Origin of the sequence: Pseudomonas sp. SMV71, assembly GCF_052042015.1 — a bacterium.
Taxonomy (GTDB): Bacteria; Pseudomonadota; Gammaproteobacteria; order Pseudomonadales; family Pseudomonadaceae; genus Aquipseudomonas.
This window is the reverse complement of sequence record NZ_JBKGGU010000017.1, coordinates 64,833-88,719: the sequence shown is the minus strand read 5'-3', so window position 1 is coordinate 88,719 and position 23,887 is coordinate 64,833. Positions and strand designations below refer to the sequence as shown.

Here is a 23,887-nt window from a genome sequence, read left to right as displayed (position 1 = left end):
GCTTGGGAGGAAGTTGCGCCCACTGTATTGATGCCCCGACCGGCGATAAACTCGGCGACGCGAACATCACTTGGCCCCTGGAGGCAATAATGGCCCGTCGATTCGATCACCTGGCCGACGTGGAAGCCTTCGTCACGGTCGTGGAAAAAGGCACCCTCAGCGCCGGTGCCGTGGCTCTGGGCACCACGCCCTCCGTGCTGAGCCGGGCCATCTCGCGCCTCGAAGCGCGGCTGGGGGTGCAATTGTTGCGGCGCACCACCCGACGGCTGAACCTGACCGATGCCGGTGCCCTGTATCTGGAGCAGTCACGCTCCGCCTTTGCTTTGATCGACGATGCCGAACGGCGGATCCAGGGCCAGGACGGGGTCTTGACCGGTCGCGTGCGCCTGAGCGTGCCAACCACCTATGGCCATTACCGCCTGCCGTCGCTGCTGGCGCGCTTCGCCCTGGCCTGTCCGCAGGTGCGGGTCGAGCTGAGCATCACCAACCGCAATGTCGACCTGGTGGCCGAAGGGTATGACCTGGCGATCCGCCTTGGGCAGTTGCCAGACAGCGCACTGGTCGGACGTAAACTCGAAGACGCCCGCCTGTGCCTGGTGGCCGCCCCGCAATACCTGGTGCGTGCCGGTACGCCCCAGCACATAGACGATTTAGCTGCCCACGCTTGCCTGCCTTTCGTGATGCCCAGCAGCGGGCGCGTCGCGCCGTGGCTGTTTCGCCAGCGTCAGGAGGACCGGGAATGGTTGCCGGTGGGGGATGTGCAGGTGACCGACGATGTGCTGGGCAGCGTGTCCCTGGCCTTGGCAGGAATGGGGATTTGCCAGACCTATGACTTCATCGTCCGCGAGCGCATCGAGCGCGGTGAACTGGTGGAAGTACTGAAAGCATTTGCCGGGCGCAGCCGGCCGTTCTCGGTGATCTACCCGCCCCACCGGCAACTGCCGGCGGCGGCACGGGCATTGATTGAGTTTCTGGTGGCGGAGGGCTGAACCACAAACCTGTGGGAGCGAGCTTGCTCGCGAAAGCAGTGTGTCAGTCGACGCATCAGGTGGATGACATACCGCATTCGCGAGCAAGCCCGCTCCCACAAAAAGCCGCGGCGCTGCCTTGAATCAATGCACCGCAGCCGCCTGCTCTTCCATTTTCTTGCGCAAGCTCAAGGGGCGCATGTCGGTCCAGACCTCTTCGATGTAGGCCAGGCACTCTTTCTTGAACCCGCTTTTGCCGACGGTACGCCAGCCTTCAGGGATGGCCTTGTAGTCGGGCCAGATCGAATATTGCTCTTCGTGGTTGACCACGACCTGAAAGACGATGTCCTCGCGGTCGAATACTGAAGTCATGGGTGTTTCTCCATCTTTGCTCGAGGTTCGCTGCGGCGCATGCGCAGCCGGGATATGTAAGGAACGTACCAGGCCGGTGGAAAATTAGGTATCGGCAACCGCGGCCTTCAACGCCCGACCGAAAATTTCCGCGACCCGGTCGATTTCCGCCGCCGTGATGATCAACGGCGGCAGGAAACGCACCACGGCGCCTTGACGACCGCCCAGCTCCAGGATGAGCCCGCGCTTGAGGCATTCGCGCTGCAGCCGCGGCGCCAGGCGGGCATCCACCGGTGGATGACCGAGGGCGTCCGGCTTACCCTGTGGGTCCACCAGTTCGACGCCGAGCATCAGTCCACGACCACGAATGTCCCCCAGTTGCGGGAATTCGCGCTGCAAGATCCGCAGATGCTCGCTCAAGCGCTCGCCCATGGCGGCGGCATGGGCCGGCAGGTTGTGCTCCACCAGGTAACGCATCACGGCGGAACCGGCGGCCATGGCCATCTGGTTACCGCGGAAGGTCCCGGCATGGGCGCCCGGCAACCAGGTGTCGAGCCAGTCGCGATACACCACCACCGCCAGCGGCAAGCTGCCGCCGATGGCCTTGGACAGCACCACCACGTCGGGGATGATCCCGGCGTGCTCGAAGGCGAACATTTTGCCGGTGCGGCCGAAACCGCTCTGGATTTCGTCGACGATCAGCGCCACGCCCGCCTGCTCGGTGATTCGCCGCAAGCCGCGCAACCAATCGAGGTCGGCGGGAATCACCCCGCCCTCGCCCTGCACCACCTCGACAATCACCGCCGCCGGCAACTGCACCCCGGCCTCGGGATCGTTCAGCAGGTTTTCCAGATAATGCAGATTGGCCCTGACGCCTTCGTTGCCACCCAGCCCGAACGGGCAACGGTAGTCGTAGGGGAACGGCATGAATTGCACGCCATTGCCAAGCAAGGCGCCCAGGGGTTTCTTCGGCCCCAGGCTGCCCATCAGGCTCAACGCCCCCTGGCTCATGCCGTGATAACCGCCCTGGAACGACAGCACCGTAGAGCGTGCGGTGGCGGTGCGCACCAGTTTCAACGCGGCTTCCACTGCGTCGGTGCCTGTGGGGCCGCAGAACTGGATCTTCGCCTCGCCAGCCAGCGCCGGCGGCAACAGGCCGAACAGGTCCTGGACGAAGCGGTCTTTGACCGGGGTGGTCAGGTCCAGGGTGTGCAGCGGTAGTTCGTCGTCCAGCGCCTGCCGGATCGCCTCGATCACCACCGGATGGTTGTGCCCCAAGGCCAGAGTCCCGGCACCAGCCAGGCAATCGATGAAAGTACGCCCTTCAACGTCCTCGACATGTATCCCCCGGGCCCGCTTGAGCGCCAACGGGATACGCCGAGGATAACTGCGGGCGTTGGACTCCTGGCGACTCTGGCGGGCCAGTAGCGGCGTTTCGTTGAACTGGTACAGCGTCTCGGTCGGCGCAGGGTTGACCCGCGCCGGCTGTGCTTCGATAAGGCTGTTGGCGACTGACATTTCTCGACCTCGCTGGGCACACATGTGCAGGTTTCCTGTTGGGGAAACGCACCAGCGAAGAAGGGATTTACCCCAGGATCGAACTTTGCCGGGCAGGGCTTCTCAAGGTGCAGGGCACCCGCTCCGGATAGGAACACCGAGCATATATCGGCATTACCCGGATCCCGTAGCGAGGGAGCTTGCTCCCGCTGGACCGCGCAGCGGGCCCAAACCGGCCCCCCCAATGGGTCAGACTGTCTGCGCTCCACGGCAGGAGGGGCTGCTTTGCAGCCCAGCGAGAGCAAGCTCCCTCGCCACCTTTGATCGCTGCCAATCGGGACTCCGGTATTAGCCGGGCAGCGACTGCACCGGCACCGTCAACTCCACTCGCAAACCATCCGGGCGGCTGTCGAAATGCAGCCCGCAACCGCAGCGCTGGACGATGGCCTGAACAATGGCCAGCCCCAGTCCGCAACCGGTGCTCTGGCCGCTGCGCCAGAAGCGCTGGGTCAGGTGCTGGAGATCGTCGGCGGCGATGCCCGGCCCATGGTCGCGAACCTGGAAACGCACACGCTGGCCGATCATTTCCAGGCTCAACTGCACCTCGGTATCGCCGGGAGTATGGCGCAAGGCGTTATCCAGCAGGTTACGCACCGCGGCGATGGCGAGCACCGCCGGCATCTGCACCGGTGCGTCGGACAATCCTGGCGAAACATGCAAGTTGATCCGCCGCGAATCGCCGCTGGCCGCGTCCTGGACCGCCAGCCGTGCGACCTGCTCGGCGTTGCACTGCACGCCGTCGTCGAACGACAGGCTGCCTTCGACCCGCGCCAGCAACAGCAACTGTTCAAGGGTACGGTGCAGACGGTCGGCGCCCTCCTCGGCCCGGGCCAGGGACTGGTCGCGGGCGGCGCCCTCGGTCATGCGCGCCACCTGCAGGTGCGTCTTGATCGCCGTCAACGGGCTGCGCAGTTCGTGGGCGGCGTCACCGGTCAGGCGCCGTTCGCGTTCGATGGTCTTGCCGATGCGTTGGAACAACTGATTCTGGGTTTCCAGCAACGGCCGCAATTCACTGGGCAGCGGATGAATCTGCAAAGGTTCGAGAGAGTCGGCATTGCGCCGCATCAATGCATCGCGCATCCGATTGAGCGGCGCCAGGCCCTGACCGATGCCCAGCCACAACAGACAAAGGCAGCCCAGCAGTGCCACGCCCACCGGCACCGAAGCCGCCAGCAGCACTGAGAGGTTCAAGGCTTCGCGCTCGATCTGCCGGTCGGCAGTGGTAATGCGCAAATCGCCCCGGACCAGGGTGAAACTGCGCCAGGGCGCACCATCGATCATCTGGTCACGAAAGCCGATTTTCTCGGCTTCCAGCGGTTGCTCCGGGGTGCCGTGACTGCGAGCGAGGATTTCGCCACGTAAGGAACTGACCTGGCAGGCCATGCCGCCGGGAATACTCAGCTGTTCAGCGCTGAAGTGCGTGCCATCGCCCTTGCTCGGCAGTGGCGGCATTTGCTCAAGGAGCCCGGCGACCATCCGCGCCGAAGCCACCAGACGCTGGTCGAGGGAAAACATCATCTGGTTGCGCAGGTCACTGAGCATCCACGCCGCAGCCAGGGCCCAGATCAGGGCGAAGGCCGCGCCGAGCGTCAGACTCAGGCGCAGTCGCAGGCTCATCACTTGGACGATTCCCCACCGTCGGCCGGCCCCAGGCGATAACCCAGGCCACGCACGGTCTCGACAATGCCATTGCCCAGCTTGCGCCGCAGATGATGGATGTGCACGTTCAGGGCGTTGCTTTCCAGTTCGTCGTTGAACCCGTAGACGCTGTCCTTGAGCTGTTCGGTAGACAGTACCCGACCGCGGCTGTGCAACAAGGCCTGTAACAGCGACTGTTCGCGTCGGGACAGGTCCACCGGCTGGCCGTCCAGGGTGGTTTCGCGGCTGCTGGGGTCGTAGGTCAGGCGGCCGTGCTCGATCAGATTGACGCTGCGCCCGGCCACACGCCGCAGCAAGGTGTGCAGGCGCGCCGCCAGTTCACGCAGGTCGAAGGGCTTGAGCAGATAGTCGTCGGCGCCGGCCTGCAAGCCGTCGACCCGGTCGGTCACCGAATCCCGGGCGGTGAGGATCAATACGGGGATCTCCAGGCCTTGCTGGCGCAGTTGCCGGAGCAGCTTGAGGCCGTCTTCGTCGGGCAGGCCCAGGTCGAGGACCATGACGTCGAACTCGGCCACGCCGACCATGGCCCGCGCCGCCGAGGCCGTGGCGACGTGCTCGACGGTCAGGCCCTGGGCCGTCAGCCCGGCGACGATCCCGCTGGCAATCAACTCATCGTCTTCGCAGACCAGTACACGCATGGTAAGCCCCGTGGAAAAAGGTACATTAGGCCGCCGGCCGATTAAGCCGACATTATGCGACGAGTACGGCCAATAGGGGCGATCATTGCTGCCTGGCGGTTGCCGCCGGGGTCAACCGGCGGTTAATCGACGGTTAATCGCCAGCCGCCATCGTGCGTTCCACTTGCTTCGTTCTAAGGCTTTATCCATGCGTCGATTGTTTTTGCTGTGGCTGCTGTTGCTGTCGGGCCTGGCCCAGGCTGCGAATCCCTTCGAGACCAAACCCGAATTCCTGCCGGTGGAAAAGGCTTTCGTGTTCACCTCCGAACGCCTGGACTCCGGCGAAACCCAGTTGTTCTGGCAGATTGCCGATGGTTACTACCTGTACCAGCAGCGACTCAAGTTCGACGGCCTCGCCGATGGGCAGAAACCGATGTTGCCGGAGGGTGAGGCTCACAGCGACGAGTTTTTCGGCGACCAGCAAGTTTATCGCCAGGCCCTGGAGCTGAAGATCCCCGCCGGTGCGACCGGCAAGATCAAGGTCGGCTTCCAGGGCTGTGCCGACGCTGGCCTGTGTTATCCGCCCCAGACCCAAGTGGTCGACCTCGGTGGAAATGCGCCAGTCGTTGCCGGCGGCGAAGCGCCGGACCAAGCCCTGGCCAGCGGTCTGCAACAACGGGCCCTGGGTTGGAGCCTGCTGGTGTTCTTCGGCCTCGGCCTGCTGCTGGCGTTCACCCCCTGCTCCCTGCCCATGCTGCCGATCCTGGCCGGGTTGGTGGTGGGCAGCGGCGCCGGGCCCCGGCGGGGCCTGGCGCTGGCCGGCAGCTACGTGATCAGCATGGCCTTGGTGTATGCCGCCCTGGGCGTACTTGCCGCGCTGCTGGGGGCCAACTTGCAGGCGCTGCTGCAACAACCCTGGCTGCTGGGCGCGTTCGCAGCAGTGTTCGTGGTGTTGGCCCTGCCCATGTTCGGTTTCTTCGAATTGCAATTGCCGGCCACCCTGCGCGACCGCCTGGAGAACGCCGGTCGCCAGCGGCGCGGCGGCAGTCTGTTGGGCGCGGGGATTCTCGGCGCGCTGTCCGGGCTGTTGGTAGGCCCGTGCATGACCGCGCCGCTGGCCGGCGCGCTGTTGTACATCGCCCAGAGCGGCAACGCGCTGCATGGCGGGCTGATCCTGTTTGCCATGGGCGTCGGCATCGGCCTGCCGCTGTTGCTGCTGGTCACCGTGGGCAACCGTTTCCTGCCCAAGCCCGGCGCCTGGATGGACCTGGTCAAGGGCGTGTTCGGCTTTTTGTTCCTGGGCACCGCACTGTTGATGATTCGCCCGGTGATCGACGGCTCGCTGTGGGTCGGGCTGTGGGGCGTGCTGTTGCTGATTGCTGCCTACAGCGCCTGGCGCCAGACCGAAGGATTCGGGCGCATGGCCTATGCCTGCGGCAGTGCGTCACTGCTGTTCGGCCTGTGGGGCAGCGTGCTGGTAGTGGGCGCCGCCGGTGGCAGTGACGATCTGTTCCAACCGCTGAAGGTCTACACCGGCGGCCAGGGCAACGCGACCGTCAGCGTGCACGACGCCTTCGTCACGATCAGCGAGCCCGCCGCGCTGCAACGGGAACTGGACGCGGCCAAGGCCCAGGGCCAGTGGGTGCTGGTGGATTACTACGCCGACTGGTGCGTGTCCTGCAAAATCATGGAGAAACAGGTGTTCGGTCGCGCCGACGTGCTGGACGTCCTCAAAGGCGTGCGCCTGCTGCGCCTGGACGTGACCGCCGACAACCCCGCCAGCCGTGAATTGCTCAGCCGCTACCAGGTGCCCGGGCCGCCCAGCCTGTTATGGATCGGTGCCGACGGCCAGGAGCGTCGCAATCAGCGAATCACCGGCGAGATCAACGCCGGGGATTTTCTTGAGCGCTGGAATCGCACCCGGGACGCGCGCTGATGCTGACCCTGACCCTGGGCACTTTTGCCATCGCGCTAAATCATTTGCTGCTGATCAGCGCCCTGGCGCTGGCGACCCTGGTTGGCTGGCGGGTGGCCAGGCGCGGTGGCGAAAATCCCGAGTCGGTGCTGTTCGTGCTGTTCCTGTTGGGGCTCCTGGCCGCGCGAGTCGGGTTTGTCGCGGCCTACTGGCGGCATTACCAGGACGACCTGTGGCAGATCGTCGATCTGCGCGATGGCGGCTTCCTCGCCTGGCCGGGCATCGTTGTGCTGGTGCTTGCGGCGTTGCTGTGGGCCCGACGCCGGCCAGCCCTGCGCCGGCCAATGGGTTTCGGGGTCGGCAGCGGCTTGCTGTTCTGGCTGCTGGCGACGCTGTCGTTGACGATCTACGAGCAAGGCACGCGGCTACCGGAGATCAACCTGCGCAACGCCGACGGCGCGACGGTGAAACTCACCGATTATCAAGGCGGGCCCCTGGTAATCAATCTCTGGGCCACCTGGTGCCCACCCTGCCGGCGGGAAATGCCGGTGCTGGAAGCCGCGCAACAGCAACGGCCGGACCTGACGTTCCTGTTCGTCAACCAGGCCGAAAGCATGCAAAGCGTCAGTACCTTCCTGGCCACCCAAGGCTTGAGCCTGACCAACGTGCTGTTCGACGGCAGCGGTCGCCTCGGCCAGGCGGTCGGTTCCATGGCCTTGCCGACCACCCTGTTCTATAGCGCCGATGGCCGCCTGCTGGGCAGCCACCTGGGCGAACTGTCAGAGGCGAGCCTGGCCCGCGCCCTGGAAAACTTCGACACGCCGGGTTCGACCACGGCACCCCACTCCACCATAAGGAAATCCCCATGCCCCGCCTCCGCCACCTGCTGACCCTGGCCGTTATCGCCGCACTGGCGCAGGCTCCGCTGCTCCAGGCCGAAGAGCTGCCCGCGGCCATCAAGAAGATCGAAGCCAAGGGCGCGAAAATCATTGGCAGTTTCGAGGCACCGGGCGGCTTGCGCGGTTATGCGGCGCAGTACCAGAACCGTGGCATGACCCTGTACCTGACGGCGGACGGGCAACACGTCCTGCTGGGCAATCTGTACGACGCCGACGGCAAGGACTTGAGCGCCGAGCCACTGCAAAAACTGGTGTATGCCCCGATGGCGAAGGAAATCTGGGCGAAGATGGAGCGCAGCAACTGGATCGCCGATGGCAACAAGGACGCACCACGCACGGTGTACCTGTTCAGTGATCCGAACTGCCCCTACTGCAATATGTTCTGGGAACAGGCACGGCCCTGGGTCAAGGCCGGCAAGGTCCAGCTGCGGCACATCATGGTGGGCATCATCCGCGAAGACAGCCCGGGCAAATCCGCCGCGTTGCTTGCGGCAAAAGAGCCGGAGAAAGCCCTGGAAACCCATGAAAAGGCCGGCAAGGGCAGCGCCTTGAAACCGCTCAAGGACATCCCGCCGGCGATCCAGGCGAAACTCGATGCCAACCAACAGTTGATGGACGAACTGGAACTGTCCGCCACCCCGGCGATTTTCTACCTGGATGACAAAGGTGAACTGCAGCAACAGCAAGGAGCGCCGTCACCGGACAAACTGGTGAAGATTCTCGGGCCGAAGTAACACTGAGCTTGCTCGCGAATACGGCGGCACATCCAAAATCTATCCAGACTGATCCACCGCTTTCGCGAGCAAGCCCGCTCCCACAGGTAATGCTGTTCACTAAAGATTTATCACCTGTCGTGGCGAAGGAGCTTGCTCCCGCTGGAGCGCGCAGCGGTCCCAAGCTTTTGGGGCTGCTACGCAGCCCAGCGGGAGCAAGCTCCCTCGCCACGGGGCGGTGACGTCCTTAAGTGACCGGTATTGCGCTCCCACAGGGGATTTGCGGCCCCCCCGAAACCTGAGCCACAGGTGTAAATGTGGGAGCGAGCCTGCTCCGGGCGGCGATCCGACGATAGCGGTGGGTCAGCTACGCAAAACCTTCAGCAATGCCTCGGTCACGAACTCCGGATTCTCCAGGTTGGAAATATGCCCCGCGTCCGGGACCAGCACATGCAAACAGCCAATCATTTCGGCCATTTCCAGCGCCTCGGACGGCGGCCGGGGTTTGTCCTGGTCGCCGCACATCACCAGGGTACGCTGGGCGTTGAGTTCATGCAGGCGCATCCGCATGTCGTCGCGGCCGAAAATGATCCGCCCCAGCGGCACGACGCTGTTGATCAGGCGATCCGCCGGCAGCGCGGCCAGGGTGGCGCGGAACTGCTGGTACAGCGCCGACTGTGGATCGATGCCCGGCCGGAAGAAGATCGGCACGATAATGTCCAGCAGTGGCTCGGGGATGCTGCCACTGGCTTCGATCTTGTCGAACAGCGAAAAGTAGTACTGACGGGTCTGCTCCGGCTCGACGCCCACGTAAGTGTCCATCAACACCAGCGACTGGATCCGCGTAGGCGCCGCCAGCGCCAACCGCGTGCCCCACATCCCGCCAACCGAAAGCCCCACCAGGTGAAAGCGGTCGATGCTCAGATAATCCAGCAGCTCCATCATCTGACGGGCCAGGTCGTTCAGCGAACTCATGCCCTCAGGCATCGGCCCGGACTGGCCGTGGCCCCACAGGTCCGGAGCGATCACCCGGTACTCCCTGGACAGCACCTCGATCTGCGGCGCCCACATGGTGTGGTCCCACAGATAGCTGCCGCCCAGCAACACCACCGGGCCCTGGCCTTGGTCCAGGTAATTAAGGGGTTGTCCGTCAATCATCGCGATGGGCATCAGAGACCTCCTTGTTTGAGAGTAGAAAAAACCCTGGGGAGACTGAGCCGTGCCGGGCCAGACGTCAACCTTGGGCTTTTCAGTGCCTGGGCTGATGCCATCGCGAGCGGGCTCGCTCCACACAGGGCTTGCGTCACCGACCAGTCCCCTGTGGGAGCGAGCCTGCTCGCGATGAGGTCCTTATAGGCACAGTAAAACTACAACCCCTCCAACTCCGCCATCAGATCATTCAACCGATCCACCTTCTCCTCAGTGATTTCACCGGCTGCCAGCCCCTCTATGTAGGCCGCCAGTTCCTGCACCGTACTGCACTCGAACATCGCCCGCAGCGGCACGTTGCGTTGCAACACCTGTTGCACCCGTGAGGCGATCTGCGTCGCCAGCAGCGAATGGCCGCCCAGTTCAAAGAAGTTGTCCCGCACGCCCACCCGTTCGACACTCAGCACCTGGGCCCAGATGTCGGCCAGGGTCTGCTCCAGGGCATTGCCGGGGGCCTGGTAGTCCTGGCTTTGCAACTGGCCGATCTCCAGGGCTGGCAGAGCCTTGCGGTCGAGCTTGCCGTTGGCGTTGAGCGGCAAGCGCTCGAGCCACAGCCAATGCAGCGGCACCATGTACTCCGGCAACTCGGCACGCAGGCGTTGCTTGATGCGCTCCAGGCGTTCGGCCGGGCTCAGCGCCGAGTCGGCGGCAACCAGGTAGCCCACCAGATACTTGCCATTGGCGCCCTCCTGTACGCCGACCGCGCCATCGCGCACCTCCGGCTGTTCATGCAACCGCGCTTCGATTTCGCCCAGCTCGATGCGATAGCCGCGAATCTTCACTTGATGGTCGATGCGCCCGACGTATTCCAGCACGCCGTCGCGGCGCCGCCGGGCCAGGTCGCCGGTGCGATACAGCCGCTCGCCCGCAGCGCCAAAAGGATTGGGCACGAACACCGGTGCAGTACGCAGCGGATCGCCGACATAACCGCGCCCCACCCCGGTGCCCGCCACGCACAGCTCGCCAACGGCGCCCAGCGGCACCAGGTCCAGTGCGTCGTCGAGCAGGTACAAGCGGTTGTTGTCGGTCGGTGTGCCGATCGGCAGATAAGTGCCATGGGTCGAGGCCATGTCGACGCGGAAGAACGCCACGTCATCGGAACATTCGGCCGGGCCGTAGGCGTTCACCAGACCGATATCCGGATAACGCAGCAACCATTGACGGGCCAGTTCCGGCGGCATCGCTTCACCGGTAGGCAGCATCCAGCGCAGGCCATCGAGGCCGATGCGCGCCTGGGCCAGCATGCCCTGGATCAGCGACGGCACGCTTTCCAGCACCGTGATGCCCTGGCGCTGGACGTGTTCGAGCAGCCCTTGCGGGTCGTGCGCGATGGCGTTGGGCACGATGTCCACCCGGGCACCGAACAACGGCGCGGCGAGGAACTGCCACACGGAAATATCAAAACTCTGGGACGCGGTCTGGGCAATCACATCGGCTTCGCTCAGCGCCAGGTACGGCACTTTGCTCAGCTGGTTGTTGAGCATGCCACGCTGCTGCACCATCACACCCTTGGGCAGACCCGTGGAGCCGGAGGTATAGATCACGTAGGCCAGATGGTCCGGCCCGCTGTAGATGCCGGGGTTTTGCGACGAAACGTCACTGGCCTGGACGTCTTCCCAGACCAGCAATCTCGGCCGCCCGGCACAGGCGAATTCATCGAGCAGGGCCAACGCCTGGGCGTGACAGGCCCGGGTGCAGACCAGCAACGGCGTGCGGCTCAACTCGATGATACGGCTCAGGCGCTGACCTGGCAGGCCCGGGTCCAGCGGCAGGTAGCCGGCACCGGCCTTGAAACTGCCGATGATCATGCCCGGCAACTGCGCATCCCGTTCGGCCAGCAACGCCACCGGTTGATCCAGGCCTACCCCCAGCTCGACCAGGGCGTGGCCGAGGCGGTTGCTGCATTCGTTCAATTGCGCGTAGCTGTAGCTGACGTCCAGGCAGGTGACGGCGGTGCGCTGTGGATAGGCCGCGACATTGGCCTCGAACAGCTCGACGTAGCTGCGATCGAGGGCATAGGCCTGCTCGCTCTGGTTGCAGCCGTCGATCAAAAACTCCCGTTCCTCGGCGCCAATCAACGGCAGCTCGGCCATGTCGCCGTGCAGACCGTCCATCAACGCCAGTAGCAGACGCTTGAACTGCGCCAACAGTCCCTGGACCGTCGGTTCATCGAAGTAACGCTGGTCATAGGAAAGGTGCAGCCCCAGGTCATCCCCCGGATAGCAGACCGCCGTCAACGGGAAGTTGGTGTGGGTGCGCCCTGAGTCAGAGGTCGCGTTGAGACGTTGGGCACGGTCCAGTACCGAAACCTCCACCGGGGCGTTCTCGAACACGAACAGGCTGTCGAACAGCGGCTGGCCCTTGGGTAGCTCGCTGGCCTCCTGGATGTTCACCAGCGGCAGGTACTCGTACTCACGCAACTGCATGTTGCTGTCCAGCAAGCCGCCAAGCCACTGCCGCACGCTGCAAGGCTGATGAGCCTCGGGCATCTGCACCCGCAACGCGACGCTGTTGATGAACAGGCCCACGGTGCGTTGCATCTGCGGAAGTTCCACCGGTCGCCCGGCCACGGTGACGCCGAACAATACGTCCCGATCACCGCTGACCCGGCGCAGCACCAGGGCCCACGCGGCCTGGGCGAAAGTGTTGACCGTCAGTTGATGGGCCTGGGCCAGTTCCCGCAGACGCACACCGTCCCGGGCGTCGAGGCGGGTGTAGCAATCACCGACGATCATGCCACCGCTGTCACCGGCATGTTCGCGCAGGAACGGACGGTCGCTGGGGATCGGCGTGGTCCGCTCGAAACCTTGCAGGTTGCGCTTCCACCATTGCCGGGCCTCGGCCAGGCTCTGGTGTTGCAGCCAGCCGATATAGTCGCGATAGCGCGGCGGCACGGCCAGTTGCGGCTCACGCTGCTCACCCAGGGCGCTGTAGATCTCAAAGAAGTCATCCATCAGCAGCGAACGGCACCAGGCATCGATGAGGATGTGGTGGTTGCTCATCATGAACCAGTAGCGCGCCGCGCCGACCCGGATCAGTCGCAGGTGGAACGGCGCCTGGTTCAACAGATCGAAGCCGGCTTCGCGCTCGCCCTTGAGCAAGGCTTGCAGGCGGGATTCCTGCTGGTCTTCGGGCACTTGGCGCCAATCGAGATAATCCAGCGCGGTGCTACCCGGTTTATGGATGATTTGCAGCATGTCTTCGCCAACGTTCCAGCAGAACGAGGCGCGCAGGGCCTCGTGGCGAGCGATGACGGCCTGCCACGCCTGGGCGAAGCGCTGCGGGTCCAGTTCGCTGTTGATGCGGTAGCGGTCCTGCATGTAGTACAGGCCGGTGCCCGGTTCCAGCAGGGTGTGCAACAACATGCCCTCCTGCATCGGCGTCAATGGGTAGACGTCTTCGATCTGCCCGGCCGGCACCGGCAGGCTGTCGAGCTGGCCCTGGGTCAGATTCGCCAGGGGGAAGTCCGACGGTGTGAGACCGCCCGCCTCGTCCGTCAGGCAATGGGCGATCAACCGTTGCAATTCTTCGAGGTAAGTGTCGGCGAGGGTCTCGATGGTGTTCCTGGCATGGCGTTCGCGGCTGAAGGTCCAGCGCAGCACCAACTCGCCACCGCTGACCTGACTGTCGACGCTCAGCTCGTTGGGCAGCGGCGCATCGGGGTCATGGATCGCGCCCAGCGGCTCGTTCAATGGCTGGAACAGCGCCTCGCGGCCCAGGGTCTGGTCGAGCTGGCCCAGGTAGTTGAACGTGATCGCAGCCTGCGGCAACCCGGCCATGGCGGCGCGCGTCGGCGCGTCACTGAGATAACGCAGCACGCCATAACCCAGGCCTTTGTGCGGCACGGCGCGCAGTTGTTCCTTGATGGCTTTGATCGAGGCGCCAACGTCTTCATCCGCCGGACTCAGACGTACCGGATACGCGCTGGTGAACCAGCCCACGGTGCGGGTCAGGTCGATATCGTCGAACAGCGCTTCGCGACCATGGCCTTCGAGCTGGACGAGTGCCGAGGCATGCCCGCTCCAGCGGCACACCACGCGGGCCAGTGCAGTCAGCAGCAGGTCGTCGACCTGGGTGCGATAGGCGCTCGGCGCCTGTTGCAGCAGTTGCCGGGTACGCTCGGCGTCCAGGCGCACGCTGACGGTTTCAGCGTGCCGCTCTGCCATGGCGCCGTCAGGTCGCGCACAAGGCAACGCGACCTGCGGGCCGCTCAACTGAGCCTGCCACCAGCCCAGTTCCTCGCGCAGGGACTCGCTTGCGGCATAGGCTTGCAAGCGTGCCGCCCAGTCCCGCGACGGGCTGGTCTTGGCCGGTAGTTCGGGCGCTTGGCCGGCGCCGATCTGCCGGTAAACGGTTTGCAGGTCGTCCATCAGCACCCGCCACGACACACCGTCTACCACCAAGTGATGGATGACGATCAGCAACCGTTGCCGGCCATCGGGCAACTGCGCCAGCACGGCTCGCAGCAGCGGCCCGTCGGGCAGATCCAGGCTGCGCTGGGCCTCGGCGAAGCTGCTTTCGCAAGCCTCAGCGGCGTCTGCGCTCAGCTGCTGCAACAGGGTGGCGTCGGTCAACGGCCGGTACTCGGCGCGCCAGTGCCCGGCGACTTCGGCAAAGCCCAGGCGCAAGGCGTCGTGATGCTGGAAGACCGCACGCAGGGCCTGTTCCAGCGCTTGCGGTTCCAGGACACTGGCCGGCTCCAGCAACAGCGCCTGGTTCCAGTGATGCCGATTGGCAATCGGCTGGTCGAAGAACCAATGCTGGATCGGCGTCAGCGCAGACTCACCCGTCAGCAGCCCCTGCTCGGCGCTCACTTGCGGGCTGTGGCTGGCGATGGCAGCCAACGTCTGCACGGTCTGGTGCTGGAACAGATCGCGCGGCGTGAAATGGATGCCCTGCTGCCGCGCACGGCTGACGACCTGGATCGACAGAATCGAATCGCCGCCCAGCTCGAAAAAATTGTCATGGAGGCCGATCTGGCCGACGTTCAGCACTTCGCACCAAATGCTCGCCAGGGTCTGCTCAAGGGCATTGCTGGGCGCCACGTAGTGTTGGCGACTGAGCTCAGGGTCCGGCAACGGCAGCGCCCGGCGGTCGAGTTTGCCGTTGGCGGTCAGTGGCATGCTCGCCAACAGGATCAGGTGGGCCGGCACCATGTAATCCGGTAGCTGTGCCTTGAGGTGCTGCTTCAAGGCTTCGCGCAACATCGCTTGCTGCTCGGTGTCCTGACCGCCCTCGGCCACCAGATAGCCGACCAACTGCTTGCCGGCCGGCGTGTCGAGGGCCACCACCACAGCCTCGCGCACCGTGGCGTGCTCCAGCAGGCGGGTTTCGATTTCCCCCAGTTCGATGCGGAAACCACGGATCTTCACTTGATGGTCAATTCGTCCCAGATACTCCACCAGGCCATCGGTGCGCTGGCGCACCAGGTCGCCGGTGCGGTACAGCCGTCCGCCGTCGGCGCCAAACGGGTCGGCGACGAAGCGCTCCGCAGTCAGGCCCGGACGCTGGTGGTAACCCTGGGCCAGGCCCGCTCCGCCGACGTACAGCTCACCAGGCGCGCCCTGGGGCACCACGGCCAGCTCGGCGTCGAGAATATAGGCCCGCCGTGCGCCGATCACGCTGCCGATCGGCACACTGCCCGCGCCCTCCTCCAACTGCTCCGGTGCCAGGCTCGCCAACGGCATGACTACAGTCTCGGTGGGGCCGTAGGCATTGAAGAACAGGCTCGGCGTGAACGCGGCGCGAATCCGCTGCAAGTGTTCGCCAGTCAGCGCTTCACCGCCGGTAATGCACATGCGCACCGGCAGGGTTTGCCCCTGGGTCGCCAGCCACTGCGCCAACTGGCTGCCGTAGCTGGGGGTGAAACCGAGGATGTTGATCCGGTGCTGGCGGATCAACCCGCAGATTTGCTCGGCGTCCCACTGCCCCTGGGCCCGCAGCACGACCTGGGCGCCACTGAGCAGCGGCACCAGCAGGCGCTCGGTGGCCGCGTCGAAATTGATGGAATAGAAATGCAGTTCGCAGTCGTCCGGACGCATGCCGAAACGCTGGATTACCGCCCGGCAGTGCATGGCGATTTCACCGTGGGACACCACTACGCCCTTGGGCTTGCCGGTTGAGCCGGACGTGTAGATCAGGTAGGCCTGGTGTTGCGGCAGGTTAAGCTGCGGCGGGGCCTGGTCCGGGTATTGCGCCAAGGCCTCGCCGTCGTCTTCCAGGCACCAGCGCCCGACGCTGTCCGGCAGCGCTCCCAAGGCCTGGAACATCGCCCGGTCGCTGAGCAACAGACCGATCCCGCTGTCCTCGATCATGTAGTGCAAGCGGTCCAGCGGGTATTCCGGATCCAGTGGCACGTACGCACCACCGGCCTTGAGGATCGCCAGCAGACCGATGACCATTTCCAACGAGCGCTCCAGGGCCAGGCCCACCCGCACCTGCGGCCCGACGCCACGCTCGCGCAGCATCCAGGCCAGGCGATTGGCGCGACGCTCCAGCTCGCCGTAGCTCAGGGTCTGCCCGGCAAAGGTCAGGGCCGGTGCATCCGGCCGGGCCTGCGCCTGCTCGCTGAACAACTCGTGCAGGCACTGATCCAGACGCTGCTCGCCCGGTTCTGCCGCGAGGCTGTCGAGCATCTGCTGCTGTTCATCGGCCTCCAGCATCGGCAACTCGCTGAGCCGGCGAGCCGGATCGGCCATCAGCGCTTCAAGCAGGTTGCGCCAATGCCCGGCCATGCGAGCGATGCGTGGTTCGTCGAACAGATCGGTGCTGTAGGTCAGGCAGCAGCCCAGGCGTTGGTCCAGTTCGGTGACTTCCAGGTTGAGGTCGAACTTGGTGGCCCGGGCATCGTTGACCAGGTAGTCGACGGTCATGCCGGCCAGCGTGCGGCTCTGCTGGAACTCCCAGCGCTGGACGTTGCACATCACCTGGAACAACGGGTTGTAGGCTGCGCTGCGTGGCGGTTGCAGGGCTTCCACCAGATGGTCGAAGGGCAAGTCCTGATGGGATTGGCCGTCGATCACGGTGTGGCGTACCTGCTCGAACAACTCGCCCACCGACATCTGTCCGTCGAGCTGACAGCGCAGCACCTGGGTGTTGAGGAACGCACCGATCAACCCTTCGCTTTCCGGACGGATACGGTTGGCGACCGGCGCGCCGATGCGCAGGTCAGTCTGGCCGCTGTAGCGATAGAGCAGCACGGCCAGGGCGGCGGTCATGGTCATGAACAGGGTCAGGCCCCGTTGCGCATTGAAAGCCCGCACTCGGGCCGCCAGATCATCACTGAGGTCAAAGCGGAACAGTTCGCCGCGATGGCTTTGTACCGGCGGACGCGGACGGTCGGCCGGCAATTCCAGCAACGGATGCTCGCGGCCCAGTTGCGCGGTCCAGTAATCGAGTTGGCGCTGGCGCTCACCGGATTCCAGCCACTGGCGCTGCCAGACGCTGTAGTCCAGATACTGCACCGGCAGGGGCTCCAGGGGCGATTCGCGATCATCGACAAAGGCTTCGTACAGCGCGCTCAGCTCCCGGGCAAAAATATCCATCGCCCAGCCCTCGGTGACGATGTGGTGCAAGGTCAGCACCAGGTAGTGCTCGTGTTCGCCAGTCTTGACCAGACAGACGCGCAACAGCGGCCCGGTTTCCAGGTTGAACGGCCGATGGGCTTCGCTGTCGGCCAGCGCCTTTACCCGTTGTTCGCGAACCTCGGCGGCCAGCCTGGAGAAATCCTTCCAGTCCATGCGCAGCCCCGTCTCGGCGTGCACCTGTTGCCGGGCGACGCCGTCGACGCTCGGGAACGTGGTGCGCAGGGTTTCGTGGCGCAGGATCAACGCTTGCAACGCTGCCTCGAAACGCCCGACATCCAATACTCCGCGCAGGCGTGCCATGCCGCCGACGTTGTAGGCCGGGCTGTCCGGTTCCATCTGCCAGAGGAACCACATGCGCTGTTGCGAGTACGACAACGGCACCGGTTGGCTGCGGTCGACTTTCTCGATCGGCGGCTGCCGGTTGGTCTGGCCGCTGGCCTGGATCGAGCGCACGTGCTCGGCAAAGGCGCCCAGTTCGCTGGTCTCGAACAGCGCCCGCAAGGGCAGCTCGACATCGCAGCCCTGGCGGGTGCGAGAGATGATCTGCGTCGCCAGCAACGAATGGCCGCCCAGGGCGAAGAAATCGTCCCGCAGGCCGACACGCGCAAGCCCCAGCACGTCGCGCCAGATGGCGGCGAGCTGCTGCTCCAGGGCGCTGACCGGTTCGACGTGTTCGCGCACTTGCCATTGCGGTTCGGGCAAGGCCCGCCGGTCGAGTTTGCCGCTCGGCCCCAGGGGCATGGCGTCCAGGCGCAGCAACTGCGCGGGCACCATGTAGTCCGGCAGTTGGGCGGCCAACGCCGCCCTGAGCCGGCTGTTCAGCTCGTCGGCGTCTTGCGTGCAATCCGGTGCGGTGTAGTAGCCGATCAGTTGCGGGCCGGCTGCGGTGTCGCGCAACAGGACCGCCGCCTGGGCCACGTCGCCCTGCGCCAGCAGCTGCGCTTCGACCTCCTGCGGCTCGACTCGGAAGCCGCGCAGCTTGAGCTGCTGATCGAGGCGGCCGAGGTATTCGATCACCCCGTCGGCGGTCCAGACCGCCCGGTCGCCGGTCCGGTACAACCGCGCACCGGCCGGGCCCAACGGGTCGGCGACGAAACGCTCGGCGCTCAGGCCTGGGCGCCCGAGGTAACCCCGGGCCAGGCCCAGGCCACCGATGCACAGCTCGCCCGGCACGCCAGCCGGAACCGGATTGAAGTCGTCGTCGAGGATGTAGCACCGCACGTTGCCCAGCGGCCGACCAATAGGCGAGCGCTCGCCATCGGCCTCGGTGCAGTGCCAGTGGGTGACGTTGATCGCGGTTTCGGTGGGGCCGTAGCGGTTGTGCAGTTGCGTCCCCGGCAGTTGCGCCAGCACGCGGTTGCGCAACTCGGCGGGCAAGGCTTCGCCGCCGGAAAACACCCGGCGCAGACTGGTGCATCGAGCACTCAAGGGTTCGTCGACAAACAGCCTGAGCAGCGGCGGCACAAAGTGCAGCGTGGTCACGCCGAACAGCTCGACCAGTTGGGCGATGCGTTGCGGATCCCGGTGTTCGCCGGGGCCGGCCAGGACCAACTGGCTGCCGGTGATCAGTGGCCAGAAACATTCCCACACCGACACGTCGAAACTGATCGGGGCCTTCTGCATCAGCACGTCGGTTTCATCCAGGCCGTAGGTGGCCTGCATCCATTGCAGACGCTCGGCCAGCGCGCCATGGGTGTTGCCGACGCCTTTGGGCTGGCCGGTCGAGCCGGAAGTGTAAATCACGTAGGCCAGGTGCTCGGCATGCAAGTGCAGGCCCGGCGGGTTGCTCGGCCATTGCTCCAGGTGCAGGGCATCCAGGGCTATCACAGTGACCCCCTCGCAGGCAGGCAAACGCCCGAGCAACTCGGTTTGTGTCAGCAGCAGATCGACGCCGCTGTCACCGAGCATGAAGGCCAGGCGTTCGGCCGGGTAATCGGCATCCAGGGGCACGTAGGCGCCGCCGGCCTTGATGATCGCCAGCACGCCAATGATCAGTTGCGGCGAACGTTCGGCGGCAATCGCCACCCGCACATCCGGGCCAACCCCTTTGTCACGCAGGTAATGGGCCAGTCGGTTGGCCTGGGCGTGCAGCTCGGCATACTCCAGGCGACCGCCGTCCCACAGCAGCGCGGTCCGTTGCGGCGTGCGTCGGGCCTGTTCGTTAAACAGTTCCGGCAGCCATTGGCTGGCCGGTGCACAGGGTGACTCGCACCAGTGTTGCTGCTGGACTTGCTCTTGCGCGGTCAGTAACGGCAGGTCACCGATGGCTTGCTGCGGATCGGCACACACCGCCCGCAGCAGGTTGCAGTAATGCTCGGCCAAGCGGGCGATGGTCGCCGCCTCGAACAATTCATCGGCGTAGTCGAACGACAGGGTCAGCCGACCGTTGCGATCCTCTTCACTGTGTAATTGCAGGTCGAACTTGGCTTCGCGGCTGTGCCACGGCAGCTCATCGGCCAGCAGCCCCGGCAGGCGCCGCAAGGCGCTCAGGTCACGCTGCTGGTGGTTGAACATCACCTGGAACAGGCCCTGCTCCCGCGCCTGGGGAAAGGCTTCGAGCAATTGTTCGAATGGCAAGTCCTGATGAGCCTGGGCTCCGAGCGTCGCTTCCCGGGCCTGGGCCAGCAGAGCGGCGAATGACTGCCGGGCCTCGACCTGCCCGCGCAACACCTGGGTGTTGATGAAAAAGCCGATCAGCCCCTGGGTTTCCAGACGCGGGCGGTTGGCGTTGGGCACGCCGATGCGCAGGTCCGACTGACCGGTGTAGCGTTGCAGCAAGGCCTGGAATGCTGCCAATAACAACATGAACGGCGTCGCGTCATGGGCCTGGGCCAGTGCCCGCAATGCGTCACCGAGACCTTTGTCCAGACGCAGGCTGTGACGGCTGGCGCTGCGGTGATGCTGTGCGCTGCGCGGATGATCGGTATGCAGCGCCAACGTCGGATGCTCGTCGCCCAATTGTTGCTTCCAGTAGCTCAGCTGACGCTCGGCTTCGCCCTGGGCAAGCCACTGACGTTGCCAACTGCCGTAGTCGGCATAGTGCAACGGCAACGGCGCCAGCTCGGCGCGCTGGCCTTGGCAGGCGGCGGCGTAGAGCCGGGCGAACTCTTCCACCAGCACGTTCATCGACCAGCCGTCGGCGATGATGTGGTGCATCGTCACCCACAACTGCTGATCGTCGTCATCGAGGCGCAACAGGGTGACGCGCAGCAGCGGGCCGTTTTCCAGATCGAACGGTTTGCCCGCTTCTTCATCGCGTAGCTGGCGTGCCCGGGCCTGGCGCTGCTCGGTCGGCACGTCGTTGAGTTCGATCACCTGCAAGGTGAATTCGCCGGCCGGGTCGACCTGCTGCAACGCCACCCCGTCGCGCTCCAAAAAGCGTGTGCGCAGGGATTCGTGGCGCTCGATCAATTGCTGGAAACTGCCGCGCAGTGCGTCTTCATCCAATTCTCCGCGCAACTGCAAGGCGCCGGGGATGTTGTAGGCGCAGCTGTCAGGCTCGAGCTGCCAGGTGATCCACAAACGGTTCTGGGCCAGGGATTGCGGCAAGGCTGCGTGGCGTGGCAAGGCGTTGATCGGACCCTGGGCCTGGCTGCCGTCCTGTTGCCGGGCGCCCACCGCCGTCGCAAAAGCTGCCAGGGTCGGGGCTTCGAACAACAGGCGCAGGTTCAGCGTCCGTCCCAGGGTTTCGCCCAATCGCGCAATCACCTGGGTCGCGGCGATGGAATTGCCGCCCAACAGAAAGAAATGATCGTCGGCCTGGACCTGTGGGATCTGCAACACTTCACACCAGACCTGGCCGATCAACGTCTGCAGCGCTGACGACGGGCCGCTCTCACGGACTTGCTCAACCTCGACCGAGGGAAACAGTGCATAACTGTCGAGGCTGCCGTCCGCCAGTCGGGTCCGGCAGGCCGAGCGTTGCAACTTGCCGCTGGAGGTTTTGGGCAAGGCACCGGGGTTGAGCAGCACGACCACGCTCGGAGCTTGCTGGCAGGCTTCGGCGACGACTTCGCGAATGGTCTTGATCAAGGCTTGCGGCGGCAGGATCTTCTGTACGCTGCGACTGATTTCCGCGGCAATGCCGATGCCTTCCTCGCCATCGTCATCGACGGCGAACGCCGCCACCCGGCCCTTGCGCACCACCTCGACTTCGCGCTCGATGGTCTGCTCGATGTCCTGGGGATAGAGGTTGTGGCCGCGCACGATCAACAGGTCCTTCAGGCGTCCGGTGATGAACAGTTCGCCGTCACGCATAAAGCCCAGGTCGCCGGTGCGCAGCCAGGTCAGGCCGTCGCGTTGGACAAAGCTCTTCGCGCTGGCCTCGGGGTTGCGCCAGTAGCCATGGGCGATGCTCGGCCCGCAGGCCCAGACTTCGCCAACCTGGTTGTCAGCCAGGGTCTGTAACGTGTTGGGCTCGACAATCAGCACCGCATGTCCAGGCTGACTGACACCACAACTCATCACCGCGCTGCCCTGCCCCGGCTCGATGCGATTCTGTGCCAGCGCCCCGTCGTCCACCCGCAGCGAAGGAATGCCCTGGCGCCGCGGCGTGCCGGCGACGAACAAGGTGGCCTCGGCCAGCCCATAGGACGCCATGAAGTTGTCCGGGGTGAAGCCGCACGGGGCGAGTTTTTCGGTAAAGCGTTCCAGGGTGTCCAGGCGGATCGGCTCGGAGCCCGAATAGGCCACGCGCCAACGACTCAGGTCGAGCCGCTGCAAGGCCGAGTCGCTGACCCGCTCGCTGCACAAGCGATAGGCGAAGTCCGGCCCGCCACTGATGGTGCCGCCGTACTCGCTGATCGCTTCCAGCCAGCGCAGGGGCCGTGCGAGGAAATACGCCGGAGACATCAATACGCAAGGAACACCGCTGAAAACCGGCTGCAACAAGCCGCCGATCAGACCCATGTCGTGATACAGCGGCAACCAGCTGACGATCACGTCATCGGGATTGAGGTCGATGCCGAAACCGTGGCGGATCAAGGCCTCGTTGGCGACCAGATTGCCGTGGCTGACCTGCACGCCCTTGGGCAAGGCTGTGGAACCGGAGGTGTATTGCAAGAACGCGATGTCATCGTCTCGCAGGCTCGGCGCCAACCATCGTTCGGCGAGTGTCGGGTCAAGGCTGTCGACGCACAGCACCGGTGGCGCCGATTCGATGGCTTGCAACGGCTCACGCAGATCGCTGCTGGTGAGCAGCAGGCGCGGTTCGGCGTCGGCAATGATCGACAACAGCCGCTCCTGGTGATGACGACGAGTGGATTCCGGCGGGTAGGCCGGCACCGCGATCACCCCGGCGTACAGGCAGCCGAAGAACGCCGCGACGTAGTCCGGACCGCTGGGAAACAGCAGCACCGCACGCTCGCCCACCGCCGCTTCGGCCTGCAAGGCGGCGGCGATGGTCCGGGCGCGCAGGTCCAGATCGCGATAACTCAACACCACGCCCAGCTCCGGGGTGTCGGCAAGGAAGCGCAAGGCCACCCGGTCCGGCGTCAACGCGGCGCGGCGCTGGAGGGCATGAGCCAGGGTGCTGGGGAGTTCGAACGCGTCGGTCATGGGGATTCCTGCCTGAAATTCGGCTTGCAAGTAGTCACCCATGGGAACGGATAACAGCGCCGGATAATTAGTCGGCAAGCCCCTGGACCCGCCCGTGGGCGGTACGGTGCCGCGGCAATGGGTCGCGGACCTCGCGCTGGACTTTTCCCGGATCAATAATTCTTTTTCTCAATTGACAATAATTATCATTAAGAATAATTTGGCGCTCGATGTGTAGGACGGCTCTGACATCCCCGGTCCTGCTAACTATTTGCAGCAAGGTGAATTCCATGACGGAACAAGTATCCACAAGCAGGTGCAACTCACCGTTACTCCAGGCCTTCGTTGATAACCGGCTGATCCTGGTCAAGATTGCCGCACGCATCACCGGTTGCCGGTCGCGTGCGGAAGATGTGGTGCAGGACGCGTTTTTCCGGCTGCAATCGGCGCCGCAGATCACCTCTTCGTTCAAGGCCCAGCTCAGCTACCTGTTCCAGATCGTGCGCAACCTGGCGATCGACCACTACCGCAAACAGGCGCTGGAACAGCGATATTCGGGTCCGGAAGAGGAAGGGTTGAACGTGGTGATCCAGGGTGCTTCGCCGGAAACCTCCCACATCAACTTTTCCACCCTGGAGCACATTGCCGACGCGCTGACCGAATTGCCCAGCCGCACTCGCTACGCCTTCGAGATGTACCGCCTGCACGGCGTGCCGCAAAAGGACATCGCCAAGGAACTGGGTGTCTCGCCGACCCTGGTGAACTTCATGATCCGCGACGCGCTGGTGCATTGCCGCAAGGTGTCGGGGGTTCGGGGGGATACCTTCGCCCGGCGGTAACTTGCGGTGGTTTTACCGGCCTTATCGCGAGCAAGCCCG

At 64.8% G+C, this 23,887-nt stretch carries 11 protein-coding genes; 5 read left to right on the top strand and 6 right to left on the bottom strand.

Annotation, left to right across the window (positions count from 1 at the left end; genetic code table 11):
• The first annotated feature begins 89 nt into the window (after positions 1 to 89).
• On the top strand, positions 90 to 989 hold the full coding sequence (locus ACLEJQ_RS18465; protein WP_440797207.1) for a LysR family transcriptional regulator: 900 nt from the start codon (positions 90 to 92) through the stop codon (positions 987 to 989).
• A gap of 123 nt (positions 990 to 1,112) precedes the next feature.
• Here the strand turns inward: ACLEJQ_RS18465 and ACLEJQ_RS18460 are convergent, their stop codons facing one another.
• From ACLEJQ_RS18460 to ACLEJQ_RS18445, 4 genes are all read right to left on the bottom strand, one after another.
• Complete coding sequence (locus ACLEJQ_RS18460) at positions 1,113 to 1,340, bottom strand: MbtH family protein (RefSeq protein ID WP_238963712.1); 228 nt, start codon at positions 1,338 to 1,340, stop codon at positions 1,113 to 1,115.
• 84 nt (positions 1,341 to 1,424) lie between these two features.
• Positions 1,425 to 2,837: an aspartate aminotransferase family protein gene (locus tag ACLEJQ_RS18455; protein WP_440797205.1), complete on the bottom strand. Its 1,413-nt coding sequence runs from the start codon at positions 2,835 to 2,837 to the stop codon at positions 1,425 to 1,427.
• Between the two features lie 327 nt (positions 2,838 to 3,164).
• Positions 3,165 to 4,496 (bottom strand): ATP-binding protein, encoded by a 1,332-nt coding sequence (locus tag ACLEJQ_RS18450; RefSeq protein WP_440797203.1) that lies wholly within the window; start codon positions 4,494 to 4,496, stop codon positions 3,165 to 3,167.
• Entirely contained in the window at positions 4,493 to 5,173 is a 681-nt protein-coding gene (locus ACLEJQ_RS18445) for a response regulator (protein ID WP_440797201.1), read from the bottom strand. Before ACLEJQ_RS18445 ends, ACLEJQ_RS18450 begins: the two co-directional genes overlap by 4 nt.
• Positions 5,174 to 5,360: 187 nt before the next feature.
• Between ACLEJQ_RS18445 and dsbD the strand changes: the two genes are divergently transcribed.
• From dsbD to dsbG, 3 genes are read left to right on the top strand one after another with little or no spacing between them, the layout of a single operon-like run.
• A complete protein-coding gene (gene dsbD / locus ACLEJQ_RS18440; RefSeq protein ID WP_440797199.1) occupies positions 5,361 to 7,088 on the top strand; it encodes a protein-disulfide reductase DsbD in 1,728 nt (575 codons plus the stop codon).
• Positions 7,088 to 7,957: a prolipoprotein diacylglyceryl transferase family protein gene (locus ACLEJQ_RS18435; protein WP_440797197.1), complete on the top strand. Its 870-nt coding sequence runs from the start codon at positions 7,088 to 7,090 to the stop codon at positions 7,955 to 7,957. The genes dsbD and ACLEJQ_RS18435 overlap by 1 nt, the downstream gene beginning before the upstream one ends.
• Entirely contained in the window at positions 7,933 to 8,700 is a 768-nt protein-coding gene (gene dsbG / locus ACLEJQ_RS18430) for a thiol:disulfide interchange protein DsbG (RefSeq protein ID WP_440797195.1), read from the top strand. Before ACLEJQ_RS18435 ends, dsbG begins: the two co-directional genes overlap by 25 nt.
• A 342-nt stretch (positions 8,701 to 9,042) precedes the next feature.
• On the opposite strand, the gene ACLEJQ_RS18425 is transcribed toward dsbG, so the two are convergent.
• Positions 9,043 to 9,849 carry an alpha/beta fold hydrolase gene (locus tag ACLEJQ_RS18425; protein WP_440797193.1) on the bottom strand — a complete coding sequence of 269 codons (807 nt, stop codon included), beginning with the start codon at positions 9,847 to 9,849 and terminating at the stop codon, positions 9,043 to 9,045.
• A 197-nt stretch (positions 9,850 to 10,046) separates the two neighbouring features.
• The gene (locus ACLEJQ_RS18420) at positions 10,047 to 23,030 is read right to left on the bottom strand and encodes a non-ribosomal peptide synthetase (protein WP_440797191.1); all 12,984 of its coding nucleotides are present in this window, start codon (positions 23,028 to 23,030) and stop codon (positions 10,047 to 10,049) included.
• Positions 23,031 to 23,299: 269 nt separating this feature from the next.
• On the opposite strand from ACLEJQ_RS18420, the gene ACLEJQ_RS18415 reads away from it, so the two are divergent.
• Positions 23,300 to 23,848 (top strand): RNA polymerase factor sigma-70, encoded by a 549-nt coding sequence (locus tag ACLEJQ_RS18415; protein ID WP_245144341.1) that lies wholly within the window; start codon positions 23,300 to 23,302, stop codon positions 23,846 to 23,848.
• Positions 23,849 to 23,887: the final 39 nt, after the last annotated feature.